This is a genomic window from Acidobacteriota bacterium (assembly GCA_034211275.1).
Taxonomy (GTDB): Bacteria; Acidobacteriota; Thermoanaerobaculia; order Multivoradales; family JAHZIX01; genus JAGQSE01.
The window spans coordinates 18424-42426 of sequence record JAXHTF010000036.1; the positions used below are offsets into that span (position 1 = coordinate 18424).

Genomic DNA, 24003 nt, shown 5'->3' on the forward strand with positions numbered 1-24003 from the left:
TTTACGAAGCGAGGAGCTCCGCCAGCACGTCGAAGCCTCGCAACACCACCTCCGGCTCGGCGGAGGTGAAGCACACCCGCACGTGGTGAGGGTAGGGGCCGAAGCTGGGACCCGGGGCCACCAGCAGGCCGCGGTCGGCGCAGCGCTCGAGGAAGCCCAGGAGGGGATCCTCCTGCTCGAAGTCCAGCTGCTCGCTGACATCGACGAAGAAGAAGGTCGAGCCTTCAGGGGTCGGGACCCCTAGCTTGGCGGCGGCGGCGCGGCCGAGCTCCGCGTAGCGCTCCCGGGCCGTCCGCGCCCACTCCTGGCCGGGGCCGGCGAGGGCCTCGACGGCGGCCAGCTGGGAGGCGGTGGGGGCGCAATAGTAGGTGTCGGTGCCGATCTTCTTGCACTCCGCCAGCGCTTCCGCCGGCCCCACCAGATAGCCGCAACGATTGCCGGTCATGCCATAGGCCTTGGAGAAACTCTGGGAGGTGATCACCCGTTCCGGATCCATGGGCCGCAGGGGGGTGTGCTCACCGGCATAGACAAATTCCTCGTAAACCTCGTCGGAGATCACCCAGAGATCTTCCGAGGCCGCCCATTCCACGATCGCCCGCGCCCACTCCGCCGGCAGCACCTTGCCGCTGGGGTTGTGGGGCGTGTTGACGTAGAGGGCCACGGTGCGATCGGTGCAGCGGCTGCGGAAAGCCTCCACCGCTTCCTCGGCGTTGGCGGGTAGATCGTCGCCGGCGAAGAAGGGCACCGGCACCGGCGTGGCCCGGAAGGCTCGCACCATGCCCGCGATGAGCGGCCAGTAGGGAGCCATGATCAGCACTTCCTCACCGGGATCCACCAGCGCGCCGACGGCGGTGGAGAGGGCGGCGGTGGCGCCGGCGCAGATGATCACCTGGTCTTCCGTGGTGGCGCAGCCGCTGCGCTCCTCGGTGTGCCCAGCGATGGCGCGGCGCAGGTCTTTGCGCCCGGCGGGGGGCGAGTAGCGATGCATGCCGGGATGCTCCGCCACTGTCAGGTTCTCCATGCGGCAACCTTCGGCGGGCTCCATCCAGGTATCGCCGATGTGCAGCGGATAGAGCTCGCCGTCGTAGCGGCGGACTCGTTCGGCGACGCTGGAATAGACGGAGCCGACCATGGCGGCGATGGTGGGGGAAGCGCGTGGATATTTGGGCATTGCGGCGATTCTACACGGCCACAGGCCCTTCGCGCGAAGCGCCCGCCAGTGAGTGCGTCAGCTGGATCCCAGCAGCTCCCCCTGCGCCAGCCGCAGCCGAATGGAGGCGCGGACGACGTCCAGCTCGGCGAGATCTCGGCGGGTTTGCTCGTCCCGCAGGGCGGCCTCCGCCGCCAGCAGATCGTTGGTGGTGGCGCGGCCGGCGTCGTAGCGCTGGCGCTCGACTCGCAAGGTCTCCGTGGCCTGTTCGACACCGGTCCTGCCGACAGTGACGGCGCCACGGGCGGTGGCGAGCTCGGCGCGGGCGGCGCGGATTTCCAGGCTCACGCCGCGGCGGGCTTCTTGCAGCTCCCGCTGCCGCGCCTGGGCCTGGGCCTCCAGGGCCCGCTGCCGCGGCCGGTTGGTGGCGGCGGCGAAGGGGCGCCAGGAGACCAGCACCCCAGCCTCGATCCAATTGTCCTCGCGGTAGGGGCTGCCGGTGGTCCAGGTCCAGCGGGCGTCGGCGTCGAGGCGCGGCAGCCGTTCGGCGCTCACCGCCTTGCGCCGCAGCTCCAGGGCGTTCAGCTGCTGGTTTAAGGCGGCCAGATCCTGGCGGTGCTCGAAGGCCTGCTGCGCCGGTGCTGAGCCCCGGGCCTGCGCCGAGCTAGCGGCCAAGGCCTCGCCTTCCCCCTCGTTCTTCCACCCGCTTTTCCCTTGGGGCTCCCACCGTGGCTTCACGGGGTTGTCGGCTCCCACCGCCATGCCCAGGGCCCAGGTGGCGACCTCCCGGGCCTGCTCCAGGGCCAACAGATCTTGCCGCGCCGAGTCGAGGGCCAGCTGGACCTTGAGGGCGTCGGATTCCAGCGCCCGCCCGGCGTCGACCCGCGACCGGGTGTCCCGCAGGCGGGTCTCCAGGCTGGCGATGAAGCTCTCCGTAGCCTGGCGGCGGGCGTCCAGGGCGAGGACGTCGAGGAAGGCTTCGGCGGCCTCGGCGGCGGCCTCTTCGCGGCTTCGGTAGGCCTGGCTCTCGGCGGCCTCGGCCTCGGCGCGGGCGGCGGGGGCGGCGTAGAAGAGTCGCGCCGGGTCGAGGAGTGGCTGCACCACCCGCACCTCGCCGCTCTCGCTACGGCGGTCGCCGAAGGAGATGTCGCCGATGGGGGTGACCAGGTCGAGATCCCGATCCCGCTCGTTGACCCCGCCGCCGACGGTGACGGTGGGCAGCAGGGCTGCCCGTCGCTCGGCGCGGGCGGCGGCCCCGGCGGCCTCGGCGCGATCTCCGGCGGCCTGTGCCCGCGGGCGCTGTACCGCGGCGTCCATGGCCTGCTCGAGGGTCATCATCACCGGCGACTGATTCATCGGCGGTTGGGCCTGGGCGCCCCCCGCGGCCACTAGCGCCAGCAGCAAGAGCCCGGCGGTGGCGGCCCGGCGGGAACGCAACCACTGAGGCAGGAAGTCGATGCGCCGCGGCACGAAGAGCAGGGTGTAGAGCGCCGGCACCACCAGCACGGTGAGCACCGTCGAGGCGATGAGACCGGAGATCATGGCCCAGGCCATGGGCGGCCACAGGGTGGAGGGGGAGAAGGCCAGCGGCAGCAGACCGGCGACGGTGGTGGCGGTGGTCAGGAGAATGGGCCGCAGCCGGCGCTCCACCGCCTCGATGAGGGCCACCGGAATGGGTTCGCCGTCGGCCCGGCGAGCCTCCACCACCTCGAGCATGACGATGGCGTTGTTGACCACCACTCCCACCAGCGCGATGACCCCCAGCAGCGACATGAAGCCGAAGGGCTGACCGCTCACCAGCAGGCCCGGCACCACGCCGGCGGCGGCCAGGGGGACGGTGACCAACACGATGCCGACGCGGCGGAAGGAGCGGAACTCGGACATCAGGATGCCCAGCAGCAGCAGCACGCCGATGGGGAAGGTGCGCAACATGGCTACATTGGCTTCCTCCGAGCCCTCGGCGGCGCCACCGAACTGCCAGCTCACTCCCGCCGGCAGGTCCATGGCCTGGAGCTTCGGCTCCAGCTGGCGCAGTACGTCGCTGTAGGTCGCCTCGCCGTCGAGTTGGGAGAGCACCCGCACCACCCGCTGGCCATCGTGGTGGTGGATGGCGGCGGGGCGCCATTGGAGCTCCAGCCGGGCCAGCTGACCCAGGGGCACGGGTTCACCGCCGGGGGTGGAGATGTCCATGGAGAGGAGGTCTTCCACCGGCAGCGCCTCGCCCTCCGGCGAGCGCACCACCACCGGCACCGGCTCGTCTTCGGCGCGGAAGTAGCCCACCGGCAGGCCGCGGGTGCGGCCGAAGAGGGAGAGGGCGACATCGTCCCGGCTCATGCCCCGGCGGCCGGCGGCGGCGTCCTCGATGTGGAAGCGCATCATCGGCGTACCGCCGCCCAGGCTGTGGCGCACGTCGGCGGCGCCGGGGATGGCCCGCAGCTCCGCCAGCACCGCGTCGGCGGCCTGGCTCAGGGGCTCCAGCTCCTGGGCGTAGAGGCGGATCTCCACCGGTGCGGCGATGGACGGCCCCTGTTCGAGCTTCTGGACCACCAGCTCCACCGCCGGCAACTCCTGGTAGACGAAGTCCCGAGTCCAGTGGATCACTTCCTCCAGGCTGTCGGTGGAGGTGGTTTCCACCACCAGCTGGGCCAGGTGCGGGCTCCACGGGATGGTGTTGAGGTTGTAGTAGAACTTCGGCGTGCTGCGACCCACGAAGCCCGCCACCGAAACCACTTCCGGATGCGCCAGGAGCGCCCGTTCGAGCACCTGGGCCTGACGGTCGGTGGCGTCCAGGTGACTGCCCTCGGGCAGCCGCAGATCCACCACCAGCTGGTTGCGGTCGGAGGATGGGAAGAATTGCTGTTTGACCCAGCCGGCGGCCAGCAGCGAGGAGCCCACCAGCACCGCCACCGCCAGCAGCACCCAACCCGCCCGGCGCACCGCCAGCCGGCCCAGCCGCGGCGCCTGGCGCTCCAGCCATCCCTTGCGGGGCCCACCATTCAGAGAGCTGAGCTGGGGCCGCAGCAGCATGTTGGAGAGGGCGGGGGTGACGAAGACGGCGAAGAGGTAGCTCACCGTCAGGGTGAGCATGATGAGCAGCGGGATGGCGCGGGTGAACTCGCCGGTGCCGCCCTCCGCCAAGTACATCGGCACGAAGGCCGCCAGGGTGGTGGCGGTGGCCGCTGCCAAGGGTGTGGCCAGCTCCGCCACGGCGCCGGTGGCCGCTTCCTCGCTGGGCTCGCCGCGGTCCAGGCGCCACTGGATGTTTTCCGCCACCACGATGGCGTTGTCCACCAGCATGCCCAGGGCGATGACCAGCGCCGCCACCGAAATCTGGTGCAGCACGCCGCCGCCCATGGCGTAGACGGCGAGGGCGGAGAGGGCCACCAGGGGCACCACTGAGGCGACGATGAGCCCCATTCGTAGGCCCATGGTGAGCATCAACACGCCGGCGACGATCATCACGCCGAGGAGCAGCGAGCGTCCCAGCTCGTCCAGGCGGTGCTCCACCCGATCCGGCTGGAAGGCCACCTCGGTGACCTCCACCGGCGCCACCTGGTCTCGCAGCTCTTCCATCCGCCCGCGCACGGTCTCGCCGGCGGAGATGACGTTGATGCCGGTGCGCAGCACCACCCCCAGGCCCACGGCGTTCTCGCCGTCGTAGCGCATGCGCGCCGTCACCGGCTCCTCCGGCCCGCGGCGCACGGTGGCGATGGAGGAGAGGGGCACCGTCGAACCCGACGGCAGCAGCACCGGGGTGTTGCGGATCTCGTCCAGGCTCTCGAATTCGCTCTGGGGCCGCAGGGTCACGTTGCGTCCGGAAAGCTCCACCGAGCCCCCGGGGAGGATGCGGTTGCGGGCCCCCAGCTGGGCCGCCAGCTGGCGGGGGTCGACGCCCAGCCGGCGGGCGGCGGAGGCGGTGAGCTCGACCACGATCTGATCCCCGGGATCAGCGACGATCTCCACCTTGGAGACCACCGACAGCGCCAGCAACTCGTCCTTGAGCCGGTCCGCGGCGCCCTTGAGCTCCAGCGGATCGGGGTGCCCGGTGAGGGCGTAGACGATGCCCTCCTGGTCCTGGAGGTCGTCGTTGAGGCGCGGTTCGGAGGCGCCGTCGGGAAGCTCCGGCGTGGCGTCCTCCAGGGCCTCCCGCACCTCGTCCCAGGCGCCGTCGGTGTCGTCCGTGTCCTCTCGCAGGTCGATGGTCAGCACCGCCACCTCGCTGTAGGCGGTGGAGCTGATCTCCCCCACCTGGGCCACCGACGCCAGGTACTCCTCCAGCCGGTCGAGCACCAGCCGCTCCACCGTCTCGGCGTCGGCACCGGGGAAGGTGACCACCACCTGCCCCCAATAGTCCGGCAGCCGGGGATCTTCCTGCCGTTTCATGGTGGCCCAGGACGCCACTCCCAGGAAGGCCAGCAGAAGAGCGAGGGTGAGCACCAGCTTGCGCTGGCGCAGGATGCCGGTGAGGGCCCTCACCGCACCACCTCCACGGTGTCGCCGTCGAGCAGGCCGCCGTGGCCGCTCACCACCACCAGATCGCCGGGCTCCAGCTCGCCCCGCACCGCCACCCGCTCGCCGGTGAGCTGCTCGACCCGCACCGCCACCTGCTGCACGATTTCTTCTGCGCCGTCATCGATCAGACGAAAGACCCGGGGGCGGCTGCCGCCGGGGTTGAGGATGGCCGCCAGAGGCACCGTCACCGAGTCGTTGGTGCGGCTGGTGAGGAGCACTTCGGCGGTCATCCCCGGCGCCACCCCTTGCGGTTCTCCCAGCGCCACCACCACCGGGAAGAGGTTGCCGGCGCCGGCGGCGGCGCGCCCCAGGGAGCGGACGGTGCCGGGCACCGTGCGATCTTCGGCGAAGGGTAGTCGCGCCTCGGCGTCGCTCCCCGGCTCCAGCTGGGTCACCAGCCCTTCCGGGACCCCCACCTCGACCTCCAGCGGACCGTCACCGCTGACCACCATCACCGTCTTGCCGGCGCCGGCGTATTCCCCCACCTCCATCCTCACCTCGGTGATGGTGCCGGCGAAGGAGGCGATGAGCACCGAGTCGTCGCCCATCCGCCGGGCGTCCTCCAACCGCGCTTGGGCTGCGGCCTTGGCTGCTTCCAGGGCCTCGGCGGCGGCGGTGACCTGCTCCAGCTCCTCGGCGGTGGCGGCACCGCTGGCGGCGAGGCGCTCCACCCGTTGGCGCTCCTGCTGGGTCTGCATCCGCCGGGCCTCTACCTCCGCCAGCGCCGCCCGGGCGCTCTCCAGGGCGTTGGCGGTCTGCCGCAGGTCGAGCTCGGCGAGCACCTGGCCGGCCCGCACGCGGTCGCCGAGATCCACCGGCCGGCGCACCAGGCGCCCGCCCAGGGGGAAGGAGAGCTCGGCGTGGCGCTCCGCCCGAACGATGCCGGAGAAGCGCAGGTCGCGGGCGACATCGGCAGTGCTCGCTGGTGCCACCTCCACCCGTTTGGTGGCGATGGGGGGCGCCTCGACGCTGGTGGCGCGGGAGGTCAGGGCCAAGGGCAAAGCGATGGCTAGTAGGGCGATGCCGATGATCGGGGCTAGCAGGCGTCCTCGTCTCATGGTGTGGCTCCAGGTGGGGGTGGCGGATCGGCTATTCGGTTGAGGGATGTGGATCAGTACAGTGTTACGGGATTGTTAACTGGCCGGCCGGTCAATAGCGGGCCAGAAAAAAGGCAGCTCTCAGCGGGGCAAGACCCCCTCGAAGAAGATCTTTTCCATCGCCTCCAGATATTCGGCGTCGGTTTGCTCCATGGGCTGGTCGAAGTTCAAGGCGCTGCACAGGCGCTCATGAGATTGGAACCACTGCTTGCCCAGGGAAACGAAGAGGACCAGGATGTACCGGGGGTCGATGTCGTTTCTCAGGGAGCCGTTCTCCTGGCCCTCTCGGATCTTCTCCGCCCCCGCCAGCAGCACCTTGCGGTCGATGTCGGTGCACTCGTCGTCCCCTTCCAGATACATCCACGCCATCAGCCGTACCACCTCCGGATTGTCCTGGAGGAATTTGAAGTACAGCTTCATGGAGCGGCGCAGCAGGTCGGCGTCCGGCGACGAGGTCTCCGTCATGCGGATCTGCGCCTCGGCGTATTGAGCGAAGCGCCGCACCTTGACCTCGTTCCACAGCTTCTCCTTGGAGCCGAAGTGGTGGTGGATCAGGCTCTTGGTGACGCCGGCACCGCGGGCGATGGCGGAGGTGCTGGTGTCGGCGAAGCCTTTTTGCAGAAACTCCTCTTCGGCAGCCTGCAAAATGGCGGCGCGGGTGGCTTCGGGGTCTCGTTTGGCAGCCATTGTCGGGTTCGGTTCCTTCGCCGGCTCCAGGTGTTCTCAGTCGTGAACTGGCCGGCCGGTCAATACTAGGAAGTAGCTTTCCCGGGGTCAAGGCTTTTCTCCGGCCCTCTGACTGCCCGGCAGCCCCCCGGCGACGCCGAAGACTGCTCCAAGATCTTTGACGCGCTGCGGCATGTCCCGGTTCTGAGGATGGGAACAAGGGCCTAATAGATCACGCCGCGCCGCGGCTGATTGGTGGGTGACAGATCTGGTGATGGAGGCTAAATATTGTGGGTATTGATCTTATGGGCATTGCCGCGCCGCGGAATTGCCCTTGACAAGCATGCCGCAGTGCGGTATCTTTTGATTGTCGGGAGGCGGCAAAGAGCCGCACAAGCGATTCGCCAAGCCGCTTCCCGCGGTCAGCCAAAAAGGCTGAAGATTTTGACAACGAGAGTAAGGAGCACTGGACGGCGATGTGCCGTTCGGGGGCTCCACGAGATATAGCGCGCAGGACTCGGCGCCGCTCCCCAGCGAGCGCGCCGAGATGCGAGAGAGGAGAGACACCATGGCTAAGAACAAACTGAATGTCGACAAGCTTCAGACAGAGGTACTGGAATCCGCCCGCAAAGTGTGGCTTGCTGGCCTTGGCGCCGTCTCCACCGTTGAGGAGGGCACCACCAAGCTCTTCGATCAGCTGGTGGAGCAGGGTCGCGAGGCTTCTACCCGCGGCAAGAAAGAGGCGGACAAGGTGCGCGCTCGAGTCGAGGGCGAATTCGACAAGGCCCGTTCCCGGGTCGAGGGCGAGTACACCAAGGCTCGCTCCCGCGTCCAGGACACCCTCGACGAGGCCGGTGGCCGCTTCGACCAGCAGGTCGCCAACGCCCTTCATCGCCTGGGCATTCCCACCCGCTCGGAGATCCAGACCTTGACCCAGCGGGTCGAGGAGCTCACCAAGCAGGTCGAGCTGTGGAGCGGTGCCGCAACGCCGGCCGCCAGCCGCGTCGTCTACCACGTCTCCACCGAGGCCGACGGCTGGAAGGTGCAGGCGGAAGGCGCCGAGACCCCGGTGGTGATCAAGGACACCAAGGGCGAGGCCGTCGACGCCGCCCGCGAGCTGGCCAAGAGCCAGGAGCCGAGCCAGGTGGTGGTGCACAAGATGGACGGAACCATCCAGCACAGCTACAGCTACGGCGACACCTCGAACTAAGAAGCTCGCCCTCCGCCCGCTCGCAGCGGGCTTGTAGATAGCCAAAACCCCTCCCGGCGCCCTGCCGCGGAGGGGTTTGGTGCATGGGAAGAATCACCCGCCGCCGACGATCCACCGTCCCGGATCGCCGGTCTCGAAGCCGTCGCTGAAGATCTCCTCCCGGCCGCCGCTGTAATCCGGCGGAATGTCGTTGCCCTGGACCACGCCCAGGGGGCTGTAGCCGCCATAGCCGGGGAAAACGGTGCCCAGCTGGTTGTTGCCCAGCCGGCGGATGAGGATCTCGCTCAGCACCTGTCGGTAGTCGGTGGTCACCGCCAGATCCACCCCTTCGAAGAGCTGCCCCGGCGCCAGCCCCGGCCAGGCGCCGTGGAACCCGCCGTTGACGTTGCCGCCGAGCACCATCATCACGTTGCCGTGCCCGTGGTCCGTGCCGTCGTCGGCGTTCTGGGTGAAGCGGCGGCCGAACTCGCTCTGGGCCACCACGGTGAGCCGCTGGGCGTAGTTCGCGCTGCCGCTGCCGTCGAGGTCCAGATAGAGCGCCGCCAGCCCCTGAGCCAGCTCCCCCAGCAATCCGGCGAAATAGCCACCGGAGCCATTGCCCTGGCTTTCGTGGGTGTCCCAGCCGCCCAGATCGACGGTGACCACCCGCAGCCCCAGATCGAGCTTGATCATCTGGGCCACCACCTGCAGGTCCTCGCCGAAGCTGGTCTCCGGGTATACCGCGCCGTTGGCGGGCATGTAGTTGTCACCGGTGTAGAGCTCGACGATGTCCACCGCATCCAGGGCCTGGCGGGCGGTTTGGTGCAGAGGGCTGTTGCCGCCTTGGAGCATCCGCCGCAGAGCGGTGCGCTGGGCGTCGCGCCAGCGCCAGGGGCCGTTCTGGAAATGGAATTGATCCGGATCCACCAGGTTGATGGTCTCCAGATTGCCCAGCTGGGAGGTCTGCTGCAGATCCCCCACCGCCAGCGACGGCATGACGATCTCCGGCGGCAGATTGTTGGCGGAATCGAGATGGCGGGTCAGCCAGCCCGTGGTGGTGCTCTTGACTCCTGGGGTGCCCAGCTCGATGTACTCCATGGCGTCGAAGTGGGAGCGGGTGGATTCGTTCATGCCGGCGGCGTGCACGATGGCCAGGCTGTTGTTCTGCCACAGGTCGTGCAGCGGCGCCGCCGCCGGGTGGAGACCGAATTGGGCGTCCAGGGGCAAGGCGGCTCCGGTGCCGGAAACCGGCAGCTGGAGGTCCGGCCGCGCCGCCTCGTAATGGCCGCGGTCGACGCCGTCGATGGGCGCCACCACGTTGAGCCCGTCCATGCCGCCGCGCAGGAAGACTACCACCAGGGTTTCGTCGTTAAATGCTCCTTTTGGATAGGGCCCTTCCGGGCCGGTATCGCCAAAGGCGACGGTGTGGATGCGCGAGCCCGCCAGGCTGGCGATGGCCGCCGAGCATCCCATCATGAATCCGCGTCGTGTGCTTTTCATCGTCGTCACCTCCGCCTCAGCGCCACAGGAAATCCGGGGATAAGAAGATCAAGCCGAGCATCGAGCGCAGCCGCTCCTGGACGTCCGCATCCGTGTCCAGCGGCAGATCGAAGTCCGGGTTGCGGCCCTGGGCCATGAACTCCACCACCTCGGTGCGCGCCGCCGGATCCATCGGCCGGCCGAGAATGCGGTCACTCCAGAAGTCCACCAGGGCACTGCTCGAGCGCACGCCGGCGGGGGTCTGAGGGGTGGGATCGAAGATGGGCACGTCGTCGACGTTGGCGTCGGTGAACCAATTGGTCAGGCGCCACGAGGTGACCCGCGGCGAAGCGCTCATCCAGGCGCCGGCGACGTCCGGATAGCCGTTGGGCGGCTTCCAGCGGAACAGGCGGTGGCCGGTCATGCCGTAAAGCCAGAAGAACGTGCCGGCGATGGGGCTGCTCATGGACAGGTCGAGGTCGGCGCCGACGCTGCGCAGGGAGCTGACGGCGATCTCCGTGGGGCGCTTGACCTTCTGCCCCCAGGTGTTGCGGAACTCGTCGGAAAGCACGATGAAGCGCACCACCTGGGCGATCTGGTCCGGCGCCGTGGACAGCGAGGTGAAGAGGTCCGCGGCCTGGTTGATCAGCGACGACGGCGTGCCGTCACCGATCAGCTTGCGGCACAGCTTCCGAGCGATGAAGCGGCCGGTGCCGGGGTGGTCGGCGAGGATGCGCAGCACGTCCAGACCGTCCTGCATCTCCTGCCCCGCCGGCAGGTCGTTGCCCAACACCGTCTTGGCGCCGGTGTCGTGCCACTCCGGCCGATAGAGGAAGAGGCCCGTATTGCCGACGTCCGGATCCCAGCTGCTGTTGCTCACGGACCAGCCGGTGAGGGCGCGGGTGACGGCGAAGACGTCCTCGTCAACGAAGCCCACCGGCATGCCCCCGCCGTCGGTGGGCACGTCTCCCGGTGGGATCACGCCGTAATAATTCTCCGACCCCAGGGTGTGGAGCTCCATCAGCTCCCGGGCGTAGTTTTCGTTGGGGCCGTCGGCGGAGCTGGTGTAGTTGTCCAGGTAGTAGAGCATGGAGGTGCTCTGGGCTACCGCCACCAGCATGTCGTGGAAGTTGCCCAGGGCGTGGGGGCGGATGCAGTCCCGGTCGTAGTGCACGAAGACCGGCATCACGATGTAGTGGCGGCTGTAGACGCTGAAGTGGTCGTGCCAGAAGTCCGCCAGCACCTCGAAGAGCTGGCGCTCGCCGTAGATCCGGCGGATCAGCGTCGCCCGCTCCGTCTCCACCTGCGGCAGAGTGCGGTAGTCGTAGTTAGGGTCGTTGACCGCGTGGTCGCTCCACAGCTGCTCGCGGGTCTTGCCCAGGCTGATGAACCCCCCGGCGGCGATGCGGGCCTCGGCCTCGGTGTCCGGAATGGAGGCGGGGTCTAGCTGTTGGTCGACGTAAGCGGTGAGGCGGGCGGTGTCGGTGCCGCCCAGTGCCTGGAAGGCGTCCAGGTCCCCCGGCCGGGGTCCGAAGCCCAGCCGATTGAGGGCCACCACGGCGAGGGGCGGTAGCGCCGGTTGGGTGGGTACCCCCTCGAAGGCCGTCCGGTCCCGACGGCGCATGGCGGTGGCGCGGCCGCCGGCTCCCTTGAATGCGGAGCCTCTAGTTTCTGGCGTACTGGTTTCCGGGGTACTGAGTCCGCCGGTGATCCATCGGCGGCGGGTCGATAGAGTCCGTTCGACTTTCACGGGCCTCTCCTCCTCCAACAAAACGAAGAACAAAAGACCAACGCAGCGAAGGAGGGGGGCGGCCCCCGCCGGCCAGGCCTCGGGCGAAAGTGCGTTGCAGTTTATAGCCGGATTGCGATGAGTGCAACTTGGGGCTGAGAATGCCCGCCTTCGCGGTCAAGATGATAGGGATGGTGGCTGCAGTGGGCGGCGCTGATCTGGGCGCCCCTGGGAGCGCCGGCCTCTGGCCGGCTCCGATGGTTCCGGAAAGCAGGCTTGGTGGAGCAGGCTCAGGGAGCCGGATTCATCCGGCGGAGTCCTGGGTAGCCCCGGGATTGATCCCGGGGCGGGGGTGGAGAGACTCTCAAGACCGCCTACCCACGCCGAAGCTCCCTCCAGCCCCTCGTCACTCCCGCTCCTCGCCCCGCTCGAAGACCAAATCCGGATCCCCATAGTGGTGGTAGGCGGCCCACAGGCTGCCGTGGATCTTCCGTCGATCCCACAGCGCCTTGCGGGCGATGCGCAGGGCCTCGCCGAGGGGCTCTCCCTGCGGCCGGTCGTTCGGCAGCAGGGCACCGTAGAGCTCCTCCATGAAGAGCACCGCCCCGGCGTCGTTGATGGCCCAGGCGGTGCCGATGTAATTGCGCACGCCGCGGCGGAAGAACTCATCGGCGAGGGTGGGGAGCAGACCGATCTCGCTGCGCTCCGCCGAGGTGCCGCCGTGGAGGAGCTGGGAGATGCGGGAAGTCAGGCAAGCGTTGGCCACCACCAGCTGGGGCACCCGGTCCATCTTCTCCAGCTCCGCGGCGGTGAGCAGGCCGTCTTTGAAGCGCCAGCCGGCGCGCTCCGGATCCTTGGCATCGAAGTCGCCGTGGCCGCAGTAATGGAGCAGATCGTATTGGTTCTTGTTCAGCAGGTGCAGGACGTCCAGCCGAGTGGCGGGAGGGAATCCGGGCTCGTCGCCCTGTCGGTCCCGCCCCACCGACACGCCGATGAGGGCGTCGACATGCCATCCCTTCGAACGCAGGATCCGCACTGCCCGCCGCGCTTCCTCCCGAGCTCCCGGCAAGTCATGGCCGCGCTTGGGATCGCCGGGATCGCCGATCACCAGCGCCCGCTGCACCGTCGGTAGCTTCACCACCGGCGGCGGGCTGTAGGTGGTGCGTAGCTGACGGCTGACGGTGGTGGACAGGGCGAGGAAAGGGGCTTCGCCGCCGGCTTTCGCCGCATCGCTGGGCAGCATCTCGAAGGGAATGCGGGCGGTATCGCGGTTGACCTCGAAGATCATCTTCTGTCCGAAGCGGATCTTGGAACGGAAGTCGCGGGGTACCAGCAGCTGATCGAGGCTCGGACTGTACTCTTCCAGGTCCTCGACGGTGGGATCCTTCAGGCGCTCGACGAGCTCTTCGATGAGGCGGAAATCGATCTTCGCCACCCGTTCCGGGATCACCGCCGAGCTTTGAATGGCGGCGACCCGCAGCGCCTTGCCGTCCTTGATGAAGGAGATGCGGGCGGCCATGGTCTTCTCATTCTGTCCACTGCGGCGCTGCACCCGCAGGCTCGTGGCCAGCCGATCCCGATAGTCCTTCTCTTGCTCGCCGTCTCTGCGCTCCAGCGTGATCTCACGCAGGGCCTTGAGCACTTGGGGTAGGCGTTGGTCGCTCTGGGTCAGGCTCTGTTTCAACAGATCCTCGGCGGCGGTGCGGATCTTGGCATGGCTGGCGCCCTCCTGCACTGCGTGGTGGATGGCGCCGAGAACCAGCGACAGGCAGTACTCGTCGGACAGCCAGCCGCCTCGCTGGGGTGAGAAGTCGGCCCGGATCTCGAGCTGGAACTCCTGCGGATACTTCGCTTGCAGCATCAGGAGCTCCTCGTGGATCTGGTGGGCGCGGTCGAGCTGAATCTCCACGATGCGCAGCCGTGTGACCTCGAGGCCGGTGGTCAAGATGCCGCCGCTGAGGGTGTCGCGCATGCCCGCGAGCATGCCGCGGAGGGATTCACCGACGGTGAGGCCGCCGTCGCCGGAGCCGATGAGCACGGTGCAGGCAGTGCGCACGTGGGGCAGCAGGCCGATGGTCCACGAGAGATTGCGCGCCAGCCGCCGCAGCCGGGCCTCGTCGAAAGTACCGGGGTAGCCCATGCCTGCGATGGCCACCGTGGGCATGGCTTCGCTTTCCCCGCCCGAGGTTTCTCCCAGGCTCCGCTGTTTCTCGATGGCCGACCATGCCCAGGGATAGAAGGTGATCTGCCCGAGCTCGCCGCTGAGGATGCCGCGGGCGGTGAGGTCGTCGAGGACGTGGACGGGCCGCTGGGCCGCCGTCTCGTTCTTTGGCTCGTCAGCCTGCGGGTCCGGATCCCAGGTTCCGGAGACCACCTGGTCGAGGGCTTCCTCAGCACGCTGCGGCGGAACTCCGTGGTAGTGGCCGACGCAGTACACATCGCCGGGGATCCGCCGGATGTCTCCCCACACCACGTCCACCTGCAGCTTGAGAGGTGGGGTGCGGCGCTCTTCGGCCTGCGGTGGGGTCGGGCGGGCTCCCAGGTTGCGGACCAAGAGGGGCGATCCGCCGCCGAGCCAGCCATCGGTGAGGGACGTTTCGAGGGTCGCCCGAGCCTCGGCGGCCGCCAGCTCCGGCTCGCGGGGCTCCCCTTCCTCGTCGCCCTTGCCTGCCGCCTCTCCTCTTCGGCTCGGCTTCTGTTCCAAGACCGTCGCGGCTTCCAAGAGCGATTCCCAGCGGGTGGCCTCGAGCTCCGCGGCTTCGTCTTGAATCTCTTCCGGAGACTGCCAGCGCGGCTCTTCCACAGCCCGGCGTTGGGTCGGTTTGGAGGCCAGCAGGAGCTGGGCGGATCCGTTGGCCAGCAGCTCGTGGACGTCCTCGAGCACGTGCTCGCTCTCCGGCAGCTTGCCGTGGATCTCCCGCACCCAATACGTGGTGACCTCGGGGAGCAGCCCCAGCTCGTGGGGGACTCGCCCGTCCCCTTCCCGGGTCTGCTGGTAGCTGAACTCTCCCGGGCCGTCGACGCGAATGCGGTGGGGCGTGTCGTAGTCGTAACCGGCGACGTAGATCAGCCGGTCCGGAGTCTCGACGGTGGCCATCTCGCGCTGGAACCGAGCGCCCAGATCCAGCAGCTCCTGGTGGTGGGGAGTGGTTCCCCAGGCGGTGCTGCCGAAGAGTTGCTGGCGATCGTCTCCCACCTCGACCTCCGGTGACGGCAGCATCTGGTAGGGACCGTGGAAGGTGCTGATGGTCGAGAGCGTTGCCCGCATGCCGTGTTTGCGGTCCACCAGCGCCAGGCGTCGCACCGCCTTCTCCTCGCCGGTGAGGGTCAGGGTGATGGCGAAGGAACCCTTGTTGGGCGTGCCGAGCATGATCAGGCGGCCGCCGCGGTGATGTCCGTCGGCGTCGTCCATGGATTCCCACAGATCGGGGAAGCGGTGGATCATCCGCCGCGCCACCAGCCCGCCCATGGAATGGGCCACGATGTGCACCGGCTCGCCCTTGGCCCAACCGCGGATGCGCTTCGCCAACGCCTCGGCGCTGCGGTCGATGTCCAGGCGCCAGTCGAAGGGGCAGGGGAGCACGTGCCAGAAGCTGTCCAGCTCCAGCTGCAGCCGCCAATAGCTCTTGTGCAGACCGCCGATGACGATGCGGGTGTCCGGATCCGCCGGCCCGCCGTTGAGTCCCATGCGCAGATGTTTCAGATGGCCGTTGAAGAGCTTCCACAAACTGACCCAGATGCGTTGATCGCCCTTCTGCAGCCGGCGGTCCAGCAGCGCCCCCATGATGCCGTTGATCACCACCACGCGGCCCTGCTTTTGCCGGTGCACGCCGCGGGCGGCGCTGCGGGTGAGGCTGGCGACGGCCTCCTCTCCCATCTCGGCGGCGAGGATCTGGCGTTCTTCCTCCGACAGGCGCAACAGCTGCTGGCGGGCGTCGCCCAGGCGCCCCTCGGCGAAGGCTTTCTCGACAGCTTGCAGACCGGGAGGGGTGGGCAGCTCTTCCATGGGGCTCTCCAGGATGGGCCTTCGCATCGGGAAGGCGATGGGGTGTTTCAGCTCTCCCTTTCATGTTACCGGGGCCCGAGCCTCAGTGGACAAGGATCTGCCGCTCCATCGACGTTGCAGGACCGTCAGCGGAGAACGCCGAGGCCTTCGGTATCATCGGCGCTGTACGCCGCAAACACCCCCCGGAGGTTCTTCATGAAGGTTCTCGTCGCCGACAAATTTCCCCCCGAAGGTCTCGATCAGCTGCGCGCCGCGGGCTGCACCGTTCACGCCGACGCGTCCCTGGCGGACGACAGCCTGCAGGCGGCCCTCGCGGAGCATCAGCCGGGGGTCTTGGTGGTGCGCAGCACGAAAGTCCGGCCGGAGCACCTGGACGCCGCTCCCAGCCTCAGCCTCATCGTGCGCGCCGGCGCCGGGGTCAACACCATCGACGTCGCCGGCGCCTCCCAGCGCGGCATCTTCGTCGCCAACTGCCCGGGCAAGAACTCCATCGCGGTGGCGGAGCTGGCCTTCGCCCACATCCTCTCCCTCGACCGCCGGGTGGTGGACGGCGCGGTGGAGCTGCGGGAGGGCCAGTGGAACAAGAAGGAATTCCAGCAGGCCCGGGGCATCTTCGGCCAGCGCTTGGGGCTCCTGGGGCTGGGGCAGATCGCCCTGGAGATGATCCCCCGCGCCCGCGCCTTTGGTCTCGAAGTCGCCGCGTGGAGCCGGTCTCTGACCCCCGAGCGGGCGGAGGAGCTGGAGATCGAATGCGCCGACAGCCCCGTCGAGCTGGCGCGGCGCAGCGACATTCTGAGCATCCACGTGGCCCTCAACGACGACACCACCGGCCTGGTGGGCGAGGAGGTCCTCGCCGCCCTACCCGACGGGGCGATGGTGATCAACACCTCCCGCGGTCCGGTAGTGGACACCGCGGCGCTGGAGCAGGCGGTGAAGGAGCGCGGCCTGCGCGCCGGCCTCGACGTCTTCGAGAACGAGCCCTCCGGCGGCACCGGCGAGCTCGATCCCGGCATCTTCGCCCTCCCCGGCGTCCAGGGCTCCCACCACATCGGCGCCTCCACCACCCAGGCTCAGCTGGCGGTGGCTGCGGAGGCGGTGCGGGTGATCTCCACCTTCCTGGAGCAGGGCACGGTGCCTAACTGCGTCAACCTCGCCCAGCGCACCGAGGCCACTCACCTCCTGGTGGTGCGCCACCACGACCGCGTCGGCGTGCTGGCCAACGTGCTCCAGGCGCTACGCCAGGCGGGGATCAACGTGCAGGAGATGGAAAACATCCTCTTCGCCGGCGGCGGCGCCGCCTCGGCGCGCATCCAGCTGGCCAAAGAGCCTTCGGAGGAGCTGGTTCGGAGCCTCGAGGACTCCTCCGACGACGTGCTCGGGGTGTCGGTGACGGCGCTCTGAGCGCTGCTTTTGGAGGGAGGGGCTGGGTGGTCGTTCCGGGGGCCCCGTCTCCGGCTGCTAGATCAAACCCACGTCCGCCATCACTTCCACCAGCGCTGGGCCGTCGTGGGCCAGCGCCCGCTCCAGCGCCTCGTCGAGCTCGGCGGCGCGGGTGACGCGGATGCCCAGGGCGCCGCAGTTCTCGGCGAATTGGGCGAAGTTGGGGTTATGCAGCGCCGTCTGCCAGACGTCCAGCTGGCCTGCCCTTTGCTCCTTGGAGATCTTTCCCAGCTCGCCGTTGTTGAGCAGCACGTGGGTGATCTTCATGCTGTATTTCACCGCCGTGGTCAGCTCCGCCAGGTACTGGCCGAAGCCGCCGTCGCCGGTGAGGGCCACGATGGGGCGATCCGGCGCCGCCGCCCAGGCCCCCATGGCCGCCGGGTAGCCAAAGCCGATGGAGCCGAGATAGCCGGACATCAGCACGCTCTGCTCGCGGCATTCGAAGTAGCGGCCGAAGGAGTAGGTGTTGTTGCCCACGTCCACGGCGATCACCGCGTTGGCCGGGATCTGGCGGTTCTTGGCGGCGAAGAGGGAAGCGGAGCTGACGCCCCGGCCGCGGTCGTCCGCCTCGCGGCTCGCCTTCTCCTGGCGCCACAGCTGCCAGCGCTCGGCGATCTCCGGCCGCTGGTCGACGGCGGCGAGGTCTTCCCCCAGCTGCTCCAGCATCAGCTGCGCCGTCACGCCAATCTCCCCCAACACCGGCACCGTGACCTTCTGCACCCGCCCCAGCTGCCACGGGTCGAAGTCCACCTGGATCGCCGGCTTCTTGGGGGTGATCCCCGTGTGGTTGGAGAACGACGCGCCGAAGACCAGTAGCAGATCGCATTCGTTCATGAACCAGCTAGCAATGGGCGTGCCGCTCCTGCCCAGCACGCCGCAGCCCAGCTCGTGGTGGTCGGAGATCTGCCCCTTGCCCTTGAAGGTGGTGATCACCGGGCAATGCAGCCGGCTCGCCAGGGAGATGATGGCGTCCATGCTCTCCCGGGCGCCGTAGCCCACCACGATCACCGGCCGCTCCGCCCCCCGCAGCCGCTCCAGCGCCGCCGCCAGGCTCTCCTCCGGCGGCCGGATCCGGAGATCCGTCAGCCGCCCCTCCGGCCCCGACGCCTGGATCTTCTCGGCGGGCAGCTCCTGGACCTCGTCCGGAAAGATCAGGTGCGCCACCTCCCGGTGCTGCACCGCGTGCTTCAAGGCCAGGTTGACCAACTCCGCGTGGCGACTGGTGTGGAGCACTGTCTGGCTCCAGCCGGTGACGGCGTCGAAGGCGGCGGCCAGGGGAAGCTCCTGGAACGCCCCGGGCCCCAACACCTGGGTGTTCACCTGCCCGGTCAGCGCCAGCACCGGTGCCCGGTCCACCTTGGCGTCCCACAGCCCGGTCAAGAGGTTGGTGGCCCCGGGCCCGGCGATAGCCAAACACGCCGCCGGCCGCCCGGTGAGCTTGGCGAAGCCGCTGGCGGCGAAGGCGGCGGCGCCCTCGTGGCGGATGCCGATGAAGGTCAGCTTTCCCGCCTCCTCCTGCACCCGCAACGCGTCCGCCAGCCCCAGGTTGGAATGCCCCACCATGCCGAAGACATGAGTCACCCCCCACGCCACCATGGTCTCCACCATCACATCCGACACCGTCCGCTCCCGCGGCTCCTCCTCCGGCACCCCCACGTAGACGCCGTCCTCCCGCACCTCGGTGGGGTAAGTTTGGACCCCGTCGTCATAGCCTCCCGGTGGCTTGCCCGACAGCGGGCAAAAATCCCACCCGTGCCACGGGCAGCGCAGGTACCCCCCTTCGATGGAGCCCTCCCCCAAGGGCCCGCCCTGGTGCGGGCAGGCATTGTCCAGCGCCCCATACTGGCCTTCGTGATGGGTCAAGGCCAGGCTCAAATGCCCCACCGTCACCGTCATCACCCGCCCCTCCGGAAGCTCCTCCAACCCCGCCACCCGATGCCATACGGTCGTCTCGCCCATGGTTCTCGCTCCTCCTGGTGACGGTTCCCAGCGGAACCGCGGGTTCTTCACCTCGCCTGGAATGCTGAATCAGCCTGATCATTGTGGCAGAAGCCCCATAGCTCGCGGGCATCTTCTAGCTCGCGGGCATCTTCGGCTAACTCCTACGATGCTCACCAGAGAGTTGGACTTTCTGGCAAGGATCTTCCCTTAGGGCGGTGACCAGAAGTCCCCTCGCACCTCTGCAAGGCTAATCCTCTTATTCTTGGCGGGTACCCATGCGTACCTGGGGGAACAAGAGGCATCATCCCCACCGGCATACCGCCGGCCCTTCGGTGCCTCGAGGAGGAAAAAGCCATGCGGTTTTTTGTCATCACTCTTGCTCTATGCGTCGGGATGATCGGAGCTCTGAGCTCAAACCTGGAGGCCGACACCTTCAGCCCAACAGCATCCGGTGACGCCGTCGAGCTTCAGGCTTCATCGAGCGACACCGGCGACACTGGTGCTTCCATCGATCCGGACGGCCGGTGGTCGGGATTCGGTGAGACGGGAGCTTCCATCGATCCCAACGGCTGAGGTCGATCTCGCCGGCACGGGCCTGCTGCGGCCGTGCCGGCGAGTATTCCTAATCCAAGAGCAGGGCCGGGTGAACCCTCGGTATCGCCCGCTCGCGCCCAAACCCCCACTTAACCTTCTCTCCTGCTGTGTTTCTACGAAGAATGGGGCTGATCCTCCATCGCTTCCGCGCACGCTTTTCTTTTCGGATGCTCGATCCTTTATGCTCGAAGGGATCCCCCGGAACCGCTCGACCATGCTTCGCCCGCCGCGGCTCGGTCTTTGTAGAGAGGTGAGGAATGTCAGGCAACGATCACTGGACTCTCGACCTGAAAGCCTTGGGCATGCAGCCCGCCGGCGACGAGCTCGCCCGCCGCGTGCTCACCTGCCGCCCGCCGTATGCGCTGTGTGTGCAGGGGAAGTGGGGGAGTGGCAAGACCAGCTTGATGCGCTATGCGATGGCGAAGTTGGGTGGGGAGCCGTTGGCGGTTACGTTGGCTACCCAGACGAAACCTACCCGCGAATTGCCCAAAGAGATTCAGCAGGATTGGGACGAGCTTTACGAAGAGTCGGCTGGCTTCTTGATCGAGCAGCTGGCGAGTCGCCTGACTTCCAAGATCGCAAAGGACGAGCTCGATCCGCGTGTCGTCCCCATTTGGTTCAATCCGTGGCAGCACCAGCAGACCGAGCAGCCGGTCGTCGGGCTGCTTCAGGAGCTTCAGGAGCAATTCACCGGTCTGCTCAAGCACCGCAAAGAATTCGCCGATGCGCTGCAGACCTCCGTCGAGGCAGCCCTACCCTTGCTCGATACCCTAGCGAATGCTCTTGGGGCGCTCCAAGGCCTGCCACCGGTCTCAGGTCTTAGCGGTTATGTGGAGAATTGGCGAGAGTCCAAGAAGCGCCGGGATGAGCGAAACTTTCGCGCGATTCCCGATGCCCAACGCCTCAATCTTCTGTTCGAGGAAGCGGTCCGGCGTCTGCTCGGCGCCAATGAGAAGAACACCTTCGTTACGGGCAAGGGCGGGGAGCTAGTGGTCCAGCGCAGGCTGGTCATTTTCATCGATGACCTCGACCGTTGTGGAGAACAGCAGACGGTACACCTGCTGGAGGCCATCAAGCTCTATCTCCAGACGCCGTATTGTGTCTTCGTGCTAGGTATGGACGGCGCAGCGGCCCGGCGGGCGGTGGAGGGGGTTCTCGGGCAGGGGCAGGAAGTCGCGCGGGAGTATCTGGAGAAGCTTTTCCAGTCCACTCTCCACGTACCTTTACCGGTGCAGCCGGAGGCTTTCATCGTGGGGCTGCTCAAGGCTACGGGCCTCACCCGCAGCACGACCGGCCTGACCTACAGGGAGCTCGCGCGGCGGATCGAAGAACTCGTCGAGCCCAATCCGCGGAAGCTCAAGACTTTTGTGAGTGGGCTATCCGCAGGGTGGGCCATCGAAGGCAAGAGCTCCGAGGATTTTGGCTTCTATCTCCTCCTGACCTATCTACGCACCGTGCACCCCGATGTCTACCGTCTCCTCGCCTACGAACCATCCTATGTTGGTAATCTGCACGAGATTCTGGCAGACGGCAGCCTGCCCAATACACCTACTCCCGTGGACTATTTCCTCCATCGCGCACTTCGCCACGCTTTTGATCATTTGCAAGGGTTGAAGGAATTGCCCGAGCGGCCGGATACGGATTTGGTGGTGGATGAGCTCATCGAGCGCCTAGATCATCTGAGGGGTGATCGGGCGTTCCGCGAGCAGTGGACAGACGAGGTTTTCGGGACAGGCGAGATCACTGCCGAAATTGTTCAGGCTCGAGCCACTCGCTTGTTGCGGCTGGGGCCTCCGCTGCTTGAGGAGAAGACTTGAGCGAGCCCAAACCGACCACTGCCATGCTCAAAGTCCGCGGCGTCTACCGCCGGTGGCTGGAGCGTCGCTATGGCCGCATCACTCTCGCGGGGCTGGCCCCTGACGATGAGCCGCTGCTGCTCCGGCAGATCTACGTTCCTCTGAAGCTTGCGGACCAGAGGCTGCTGGACTCGGCGGACGAAACGCAGCTGGAGAATCAGGGCAAGGAGCTGGAAGATTGGCTCCTGAGCCTTGAAGAGCCAAGCGGAGAGGAGGTGTCTGAGGAGGTTCTCTACAGCAGTCCCGCTTGGCGTGTGAAGAAGACGCGAACTCTGCTGATCTCCGGCGAGCCTGGCAGCGGCAAGACTACACTCACCCAATCGGTCATCGCCAGCCTCAGCGGAAGCGTCCCGGACGAGTTCAACCGGTGGTTCGAGGGCTGCATCCCCATCCCCATTCCGCTCCGTAGCGTCCCCAGCAGCGCCTTGGGCAAGCTCGAAAAGTTGGTGGCCTGGTGCTTCAAGGAGGTACAGAAAGAATCGAAGGAGCCGTTCGACGCGGAGGCACTGCGAGAGTTCCTTGACCGTGGCTGGGGCATCTTCCTGTTCGACGGGCTCGACGAGCTGGGTTCGATGCAGCAGCGCAAGCGCTTCCTCAAGGCGCTACGGGATCATCGATGGCTCGAAGGTGAGGACGCCAATCTCGCCCTGTTGACGGGACGGCCTTCGGGCTATGAGGGGGTGGAGAAGGTGCTGCCGCCGGGGCTCCGGCTCCACGTCATGCCCTTCTCCAAGGAACAGATCGGCAGCTATCTGAAGAAGTGGTTTGCGCTGCGGCCGATGCGCTCCGGGGAGCGGGATCGCGCGGCCCAGTCTTTGCTCGAACGACTCACGTCTCAGCAGGAGACTGAGCGCTTGTTGCCCATGGCTCGTCGCCCGGCCTACCTGGCGGCTTTGGCCTTCGTCCACGGGACCCGTGGGCAGCTACCCCACACCCGGGCGGAACTCTATGCGCTGCTGGTCGATGCCTACCTAGAGGTTCTGGATCAGTATAAGGATCAATCTCGGCATCCGGGGTCGCAGGCGGAAGAGGACCGTCGGAATTGGAGTCGGCAGGACAAGCTGCAGGTGCTCTCGATGGTCGCCTTCATAGCTCACGAGGGAGCTACGGAAGGGAGTTCGCGCAAGAAGTCCGAGAAGGAAGATCGGCGGTTCCAGTGGACGAAGGAGGATTTGGTCAAGACGGTGCGGCAGGCCATTGAGGTCGGAGGGGAACGGCTGCGCGACGCCGAGATTAGGGATGCGAAGGAGCTCACCGACTACTTCGTCGCCCGCACCGGATTGCTGGCAGAGACCGCCGAGGGGGTGTACCAATTCGCCCATTTGAGCTTTCAGGAGTACCTGGCGGCCATTTACCTGCTCGATGAGGCCAGCGCCGATCCCGACAAGGCAGGAGTGATCGACTCGGAGCTGCTGCAGACTCGACTCCAGCGGGATGGCTGGCAGGAGGTAGGTCTTCTGCTGCTCGCGGCGGATGCGTTGCGCACGCAGAACACCGGCCACCGGGCGGTGCTGGCCAAGCTCGATCTGGCGAACGAAGCTCAATTCGAGCTGTTGACGCAGGTGCTGGCGGGTGGGGAGGTGCGGCTGGGGGAGAGCGAGCGGCGGTATTGGGTGGTGGTCTGGTACGCCTATGCGGCAGCTTTTGATCGGCCGGATGGAATCGAGAGGTTGGCCAGGAATTCGGCAAACCTGCCCTGGTTGATTCTTGCCTGGCAAGCATGGGCTGAGGCTCTTGCCAAAGAAAGAGGCTTGGTGGAGGTCGTATCCGAGGCGGCCGGTCCCGCGCCCTCCAGCGGTGGCGGGCGACAGCGGGGCCTCTTGGGAGCTGCGTCGAAGGGGGAGGCATCATCCTCCGGCGGGCCACAAAGTGGTGTCGAAGCACTCCGGGCTCGGCTGGAAAATGAGGATTGCTGGGCAGCGGCACTAGCGCTGCCGCTGAACTTGCATGAGCCTCCGCTGAAAGAGGTGTCCAACGTGCTGGGCCAGATCGCTGATCGCCATCCCCTTTTCCAAGGAGCAATCGTAGGGCCGGAGGTTTGGGATCCGCGGCCGCTGTACTGGGTGGTAGAAGCGTGGAGCTTGCGTGAGGCGGCGGTGGCCTCTTGGCTTAATGAGTCGATTCCGCTGCCGCGTCTGGCGGACGACCCACTGGCGGGGGACAGGGCGCTCTGGAGCAAGGCGGAGTCTCCTAGAAGCCGCTGGCAAAAAGAGCTGCTGAGTCAGTATTTCCTGGTCGACCTGGCTGCCTCGGCGCTTGGTGGACAGCGTGAGGGCCACAGCTCTGGACCAGACCTTGGTCGCCTGCTGCTCGAGCGCTGGCCAGCGCTCGAGCAGCAGGCGAC

The 24003-nt window shown here is 67.4% G+C and carries 13 protein-coding genes; 5 read left to right on the forward strand and 8 right to left on the reverse strand.

Translation table 11 applies throughout. The features are described from left to right. Nucleotide 1: 1 nt before the first annotated feature. The 4 genes from SX243_08425 to SX243_08440 all read right to left on the reverse strand — a co-directional run bounded on the left by SX243_08425 (nucleotide 2) and on the right by SX243_08440 (nucleotide 7446). Nucleotides 2-1171: a pyridoxal phosphate-dependent aminotransferase gene (locus SX243_08425; GenBank protein ID MDY7092982.1), complete on the reverse strand. Its 1170-nt coding sequence runs from the start codon at nucleotides 1169-1171 to the stop codon at nucleotides 2-4. 57 nt (nucleotides 1172-1228) lie between these two features. Next, on the reverse strand, nucleotides 1229-5626 hold the full coding sequence (locus SX243_08430; protein MDY7092983.1) for an efflux RND transporter permease subunit: 4398 nt from the start codon (nucleotides 5624-5626) through the stop codon (nucleotides 1229-1231). Beyond that, the gene (locus SX243_08435) at nucleotides 5623-6720 is read right to left on the reverse strand and encodes an efflux RND transporter periplasmic adaptor subunit (protein MDY7092984.1); all 1098 of its coding nucleotides are present in this window, start codon (nucleotides 6718-6720) and stop codon (nucleotides 5623-5625) included. The genes SX243_08430 and SX243_08435 overlap by 4 nt, the downstream gene beginning before the upstream one ends. A gap of 120 nt (nucleotides 6721-6840) precedes the next feature. Then, on the reverse strand, nucleotides 6841-7446 hold the full coding sequence (locus tag SX243_08440; protein ID MDY7092985.1) for a TetR/AcrR family transcriptional regulator: 606 nt from the start codon (nucleotides 7444-7446) through the stop codon (nucleotides 6841-6843). A gap of 547 nt (nucleotides 7447-7993) precedes the next feature. Between SX243_08440 and SX243_08445 the strand changes: the two genes are divergently transcribed. Further along, a complete protein-coding gene (locus tag SX243_08445) occupies nucleotides 7994-8635 on the forward strand; it encodes a phasin family protein (GenBank protein MDY7092986.1) in 642 nt (213 codons plus the stop codon). A 93-nt stretch (nucleotides 8636-8728) separates the two neighbouring features. On the opposite strand, the gene SX243_08450 is transcribed toward SX243_08445, so the two are convergent. The 3 genes from SX243_08450 to SX243_08460 all read right to left on the reverse strand — a co-directional run bounded on the left by SX243_08450 (nucleotide 8729) and on the right by SX243_08460 (nucleotide 15828). Beyond that, complete coding sequence (locus SX243_08450; protein MDY7092987.1) at nucleotides 8729-10114, reverse strand: DUF1501 domain-containing protein; 1386 nt, start codon at nucleotides 10112-10114, stop codon at nucleotides 8729-8731. A 16-nt stretch (nucleotides 10115-10130) separates the two neighbouring features. Further along, nucleotides 10131-11843: a DUF1800 domain-containing protein gene (locus SX243_08455; protein MDY7092988.1), complete on the reverse strand. Its 1713-nt coding sequence runs from the start codon at nucleotides 11841-11843 to the stop codon at nucleotides 10131-10133. A 385-nt stretch (nucleotides 11844-12228) separates the two neighbouring features. Next, the gene (locus tag SX243_08460; GenBank protein MDY7092989.1) at nucleotides 12229-15828 is read right to left on the reverse strand and encodes a CHAT domain-containing protein; all 3600 of its coding nucleotides are present in this window, start codon (nucleotides 15826-15828) and stop codon (nucleotides 12229-12231) included. 195 nt (nucleotides 15829-16023) lie between these two features. On the opposite strand from SX243_08460, the gene SX243_08465 reads away from it, so the two are divergent. After that, nucleotides 16024-17229, forward strand: a complete 1206-nt coding sequence (locus SX243_08465; GenBank protein ID MDY7092990.1) for an NAD(P)-dependent oxidoreductase — start codon at nucleotides 16024-16026, stop codon at nucleotides 17227-17229. A 57-nt stretch (nucleotides 17230-17286) separates the two neighbouring features. On the opposite strand, the gene SX243_08470 is transcribed toward SX243_08465, so the two are convergent. Beyond that, complete coding sequence (locus SX243_08470) at nucleotides 17287-19227, reverse strand: thiamine pyrophosphate-binding protein (GenBank protein MDY7092991.1); 1941 nt, start codon at nucleotides 19225-19227, stop codon at nucleotides 17287-17289. Between the two features lie 336 nt (nucleotides 19228-19563). Here SX243_08470 and SX243_08475 point away from each other — a divergent pair, with 336 nt between their 5' ends. From SX243_08475 to SX243_08485, 3 genes are all read left to right on the forward strand, one after another. Then, nucleotides 19564-19782, forward strand: a complete 219-nt coding sequence (locus SX243_08475; GenBank protein ID MDY7092992.1) for a hypothetical protein — start codon at nucleotides 19564-19566, stop codon at nucleotides 19780-19782. Between the two features lie 278 nt (nucleotides 19783-20060). Then, nucleotides 20061-21620: a P-loop NTPase fold protein gene (locus SX243_08480; protein MDY7092993.1), complete on the forward strand. Its 1560-nt coding sequence runs from the start codon at nucleotides 20061-20063 to the stop codon at nucleotides 21618-21620. Beyond that, nucleotides 21617-24003, forward strand: a 2387-nt coding sequence (locus SX243_08485) for an NACHT domain-containing protein (protein ID MDY7092994.1), incomplete at its 3' end; no start/stop codon positions are given. The genes SX243_08480 and SX243_08485, both read left to right, overlap by 4 nt.

Excerpts from the sequence above, each read along its gene's own strand:
- SX243_08480 (MDY7092993.1), top strand. The coding sequence starts at position 20,061 with ATGTCAGGCAACGATCACTGGACTCTCGACCTGAAAGCCTTGGGCATG.
- SX243_08425 (MDY7092982.1), bottom strand. The coding sequence starts at position 1,171 with ATGCCCAAATATCCACGCGCTTCCCCCACCATCGCCGCCATGGTCGGC.
- SX243_08445 (MDY7092986.1), top strand. The coding sequence starts at position 7,994 with ATGGCTAAGAACAAACTGAATGTCGACAAGCTTCAGACAGAGGTACTG.
- SX243_08465 (MDY7092990.1), top strand. The coding sequence starts at position 16,024 with ATGAAGGTTCTCGTCGCCGACAAATTTCCCCCCGAAGGTCTCGATCAG.
- SX243_08475 (MDY7092992.1), top strand. The coding sequence starts at position 19,564 with ATGCGGTTTTTTGTCATCACTCTTGCTCTATGCGTCGGGATGATCGGA.
- SX243_08460 (MDY7092989.1), bottom strand. The coding sequence starts at position 15,828 with ATGGAAGAGCTGCCCACCCCTCCCGGTCTGCAAGCTGTCGAGAAAGCC.
- SX243_08470 (MDY7092991.1), bottom strand. The coding sequence starts at position 19,227 with ATGGGCGAGACGACCGTATGGCATCGGGTGGCGGGGTTGGAGGAGCTT.
- SX243_08450 (MDY7092987.1), bottom strand. The coding sequence starts at position 10,114 with ATGAAAAGCACACGACGCGGATTCATGATGGGATGCTCGGCGGCCATC.
- SX243_08440 (MDY7092985.1), bottom strand. The coding sequence starts at position 7,446 with ATGGCTGCCAAACGAGACCCCGAAGCCACCCGCGCCGCCATTTTGCAG.
- SX243_08435 (MDY7092984.1), bottom strand. The coding sequence starts at position 6,720 with ATGAGACGAGGACGCCTGCTAGCCCCGATCATCGGCATCGCCCTACTA.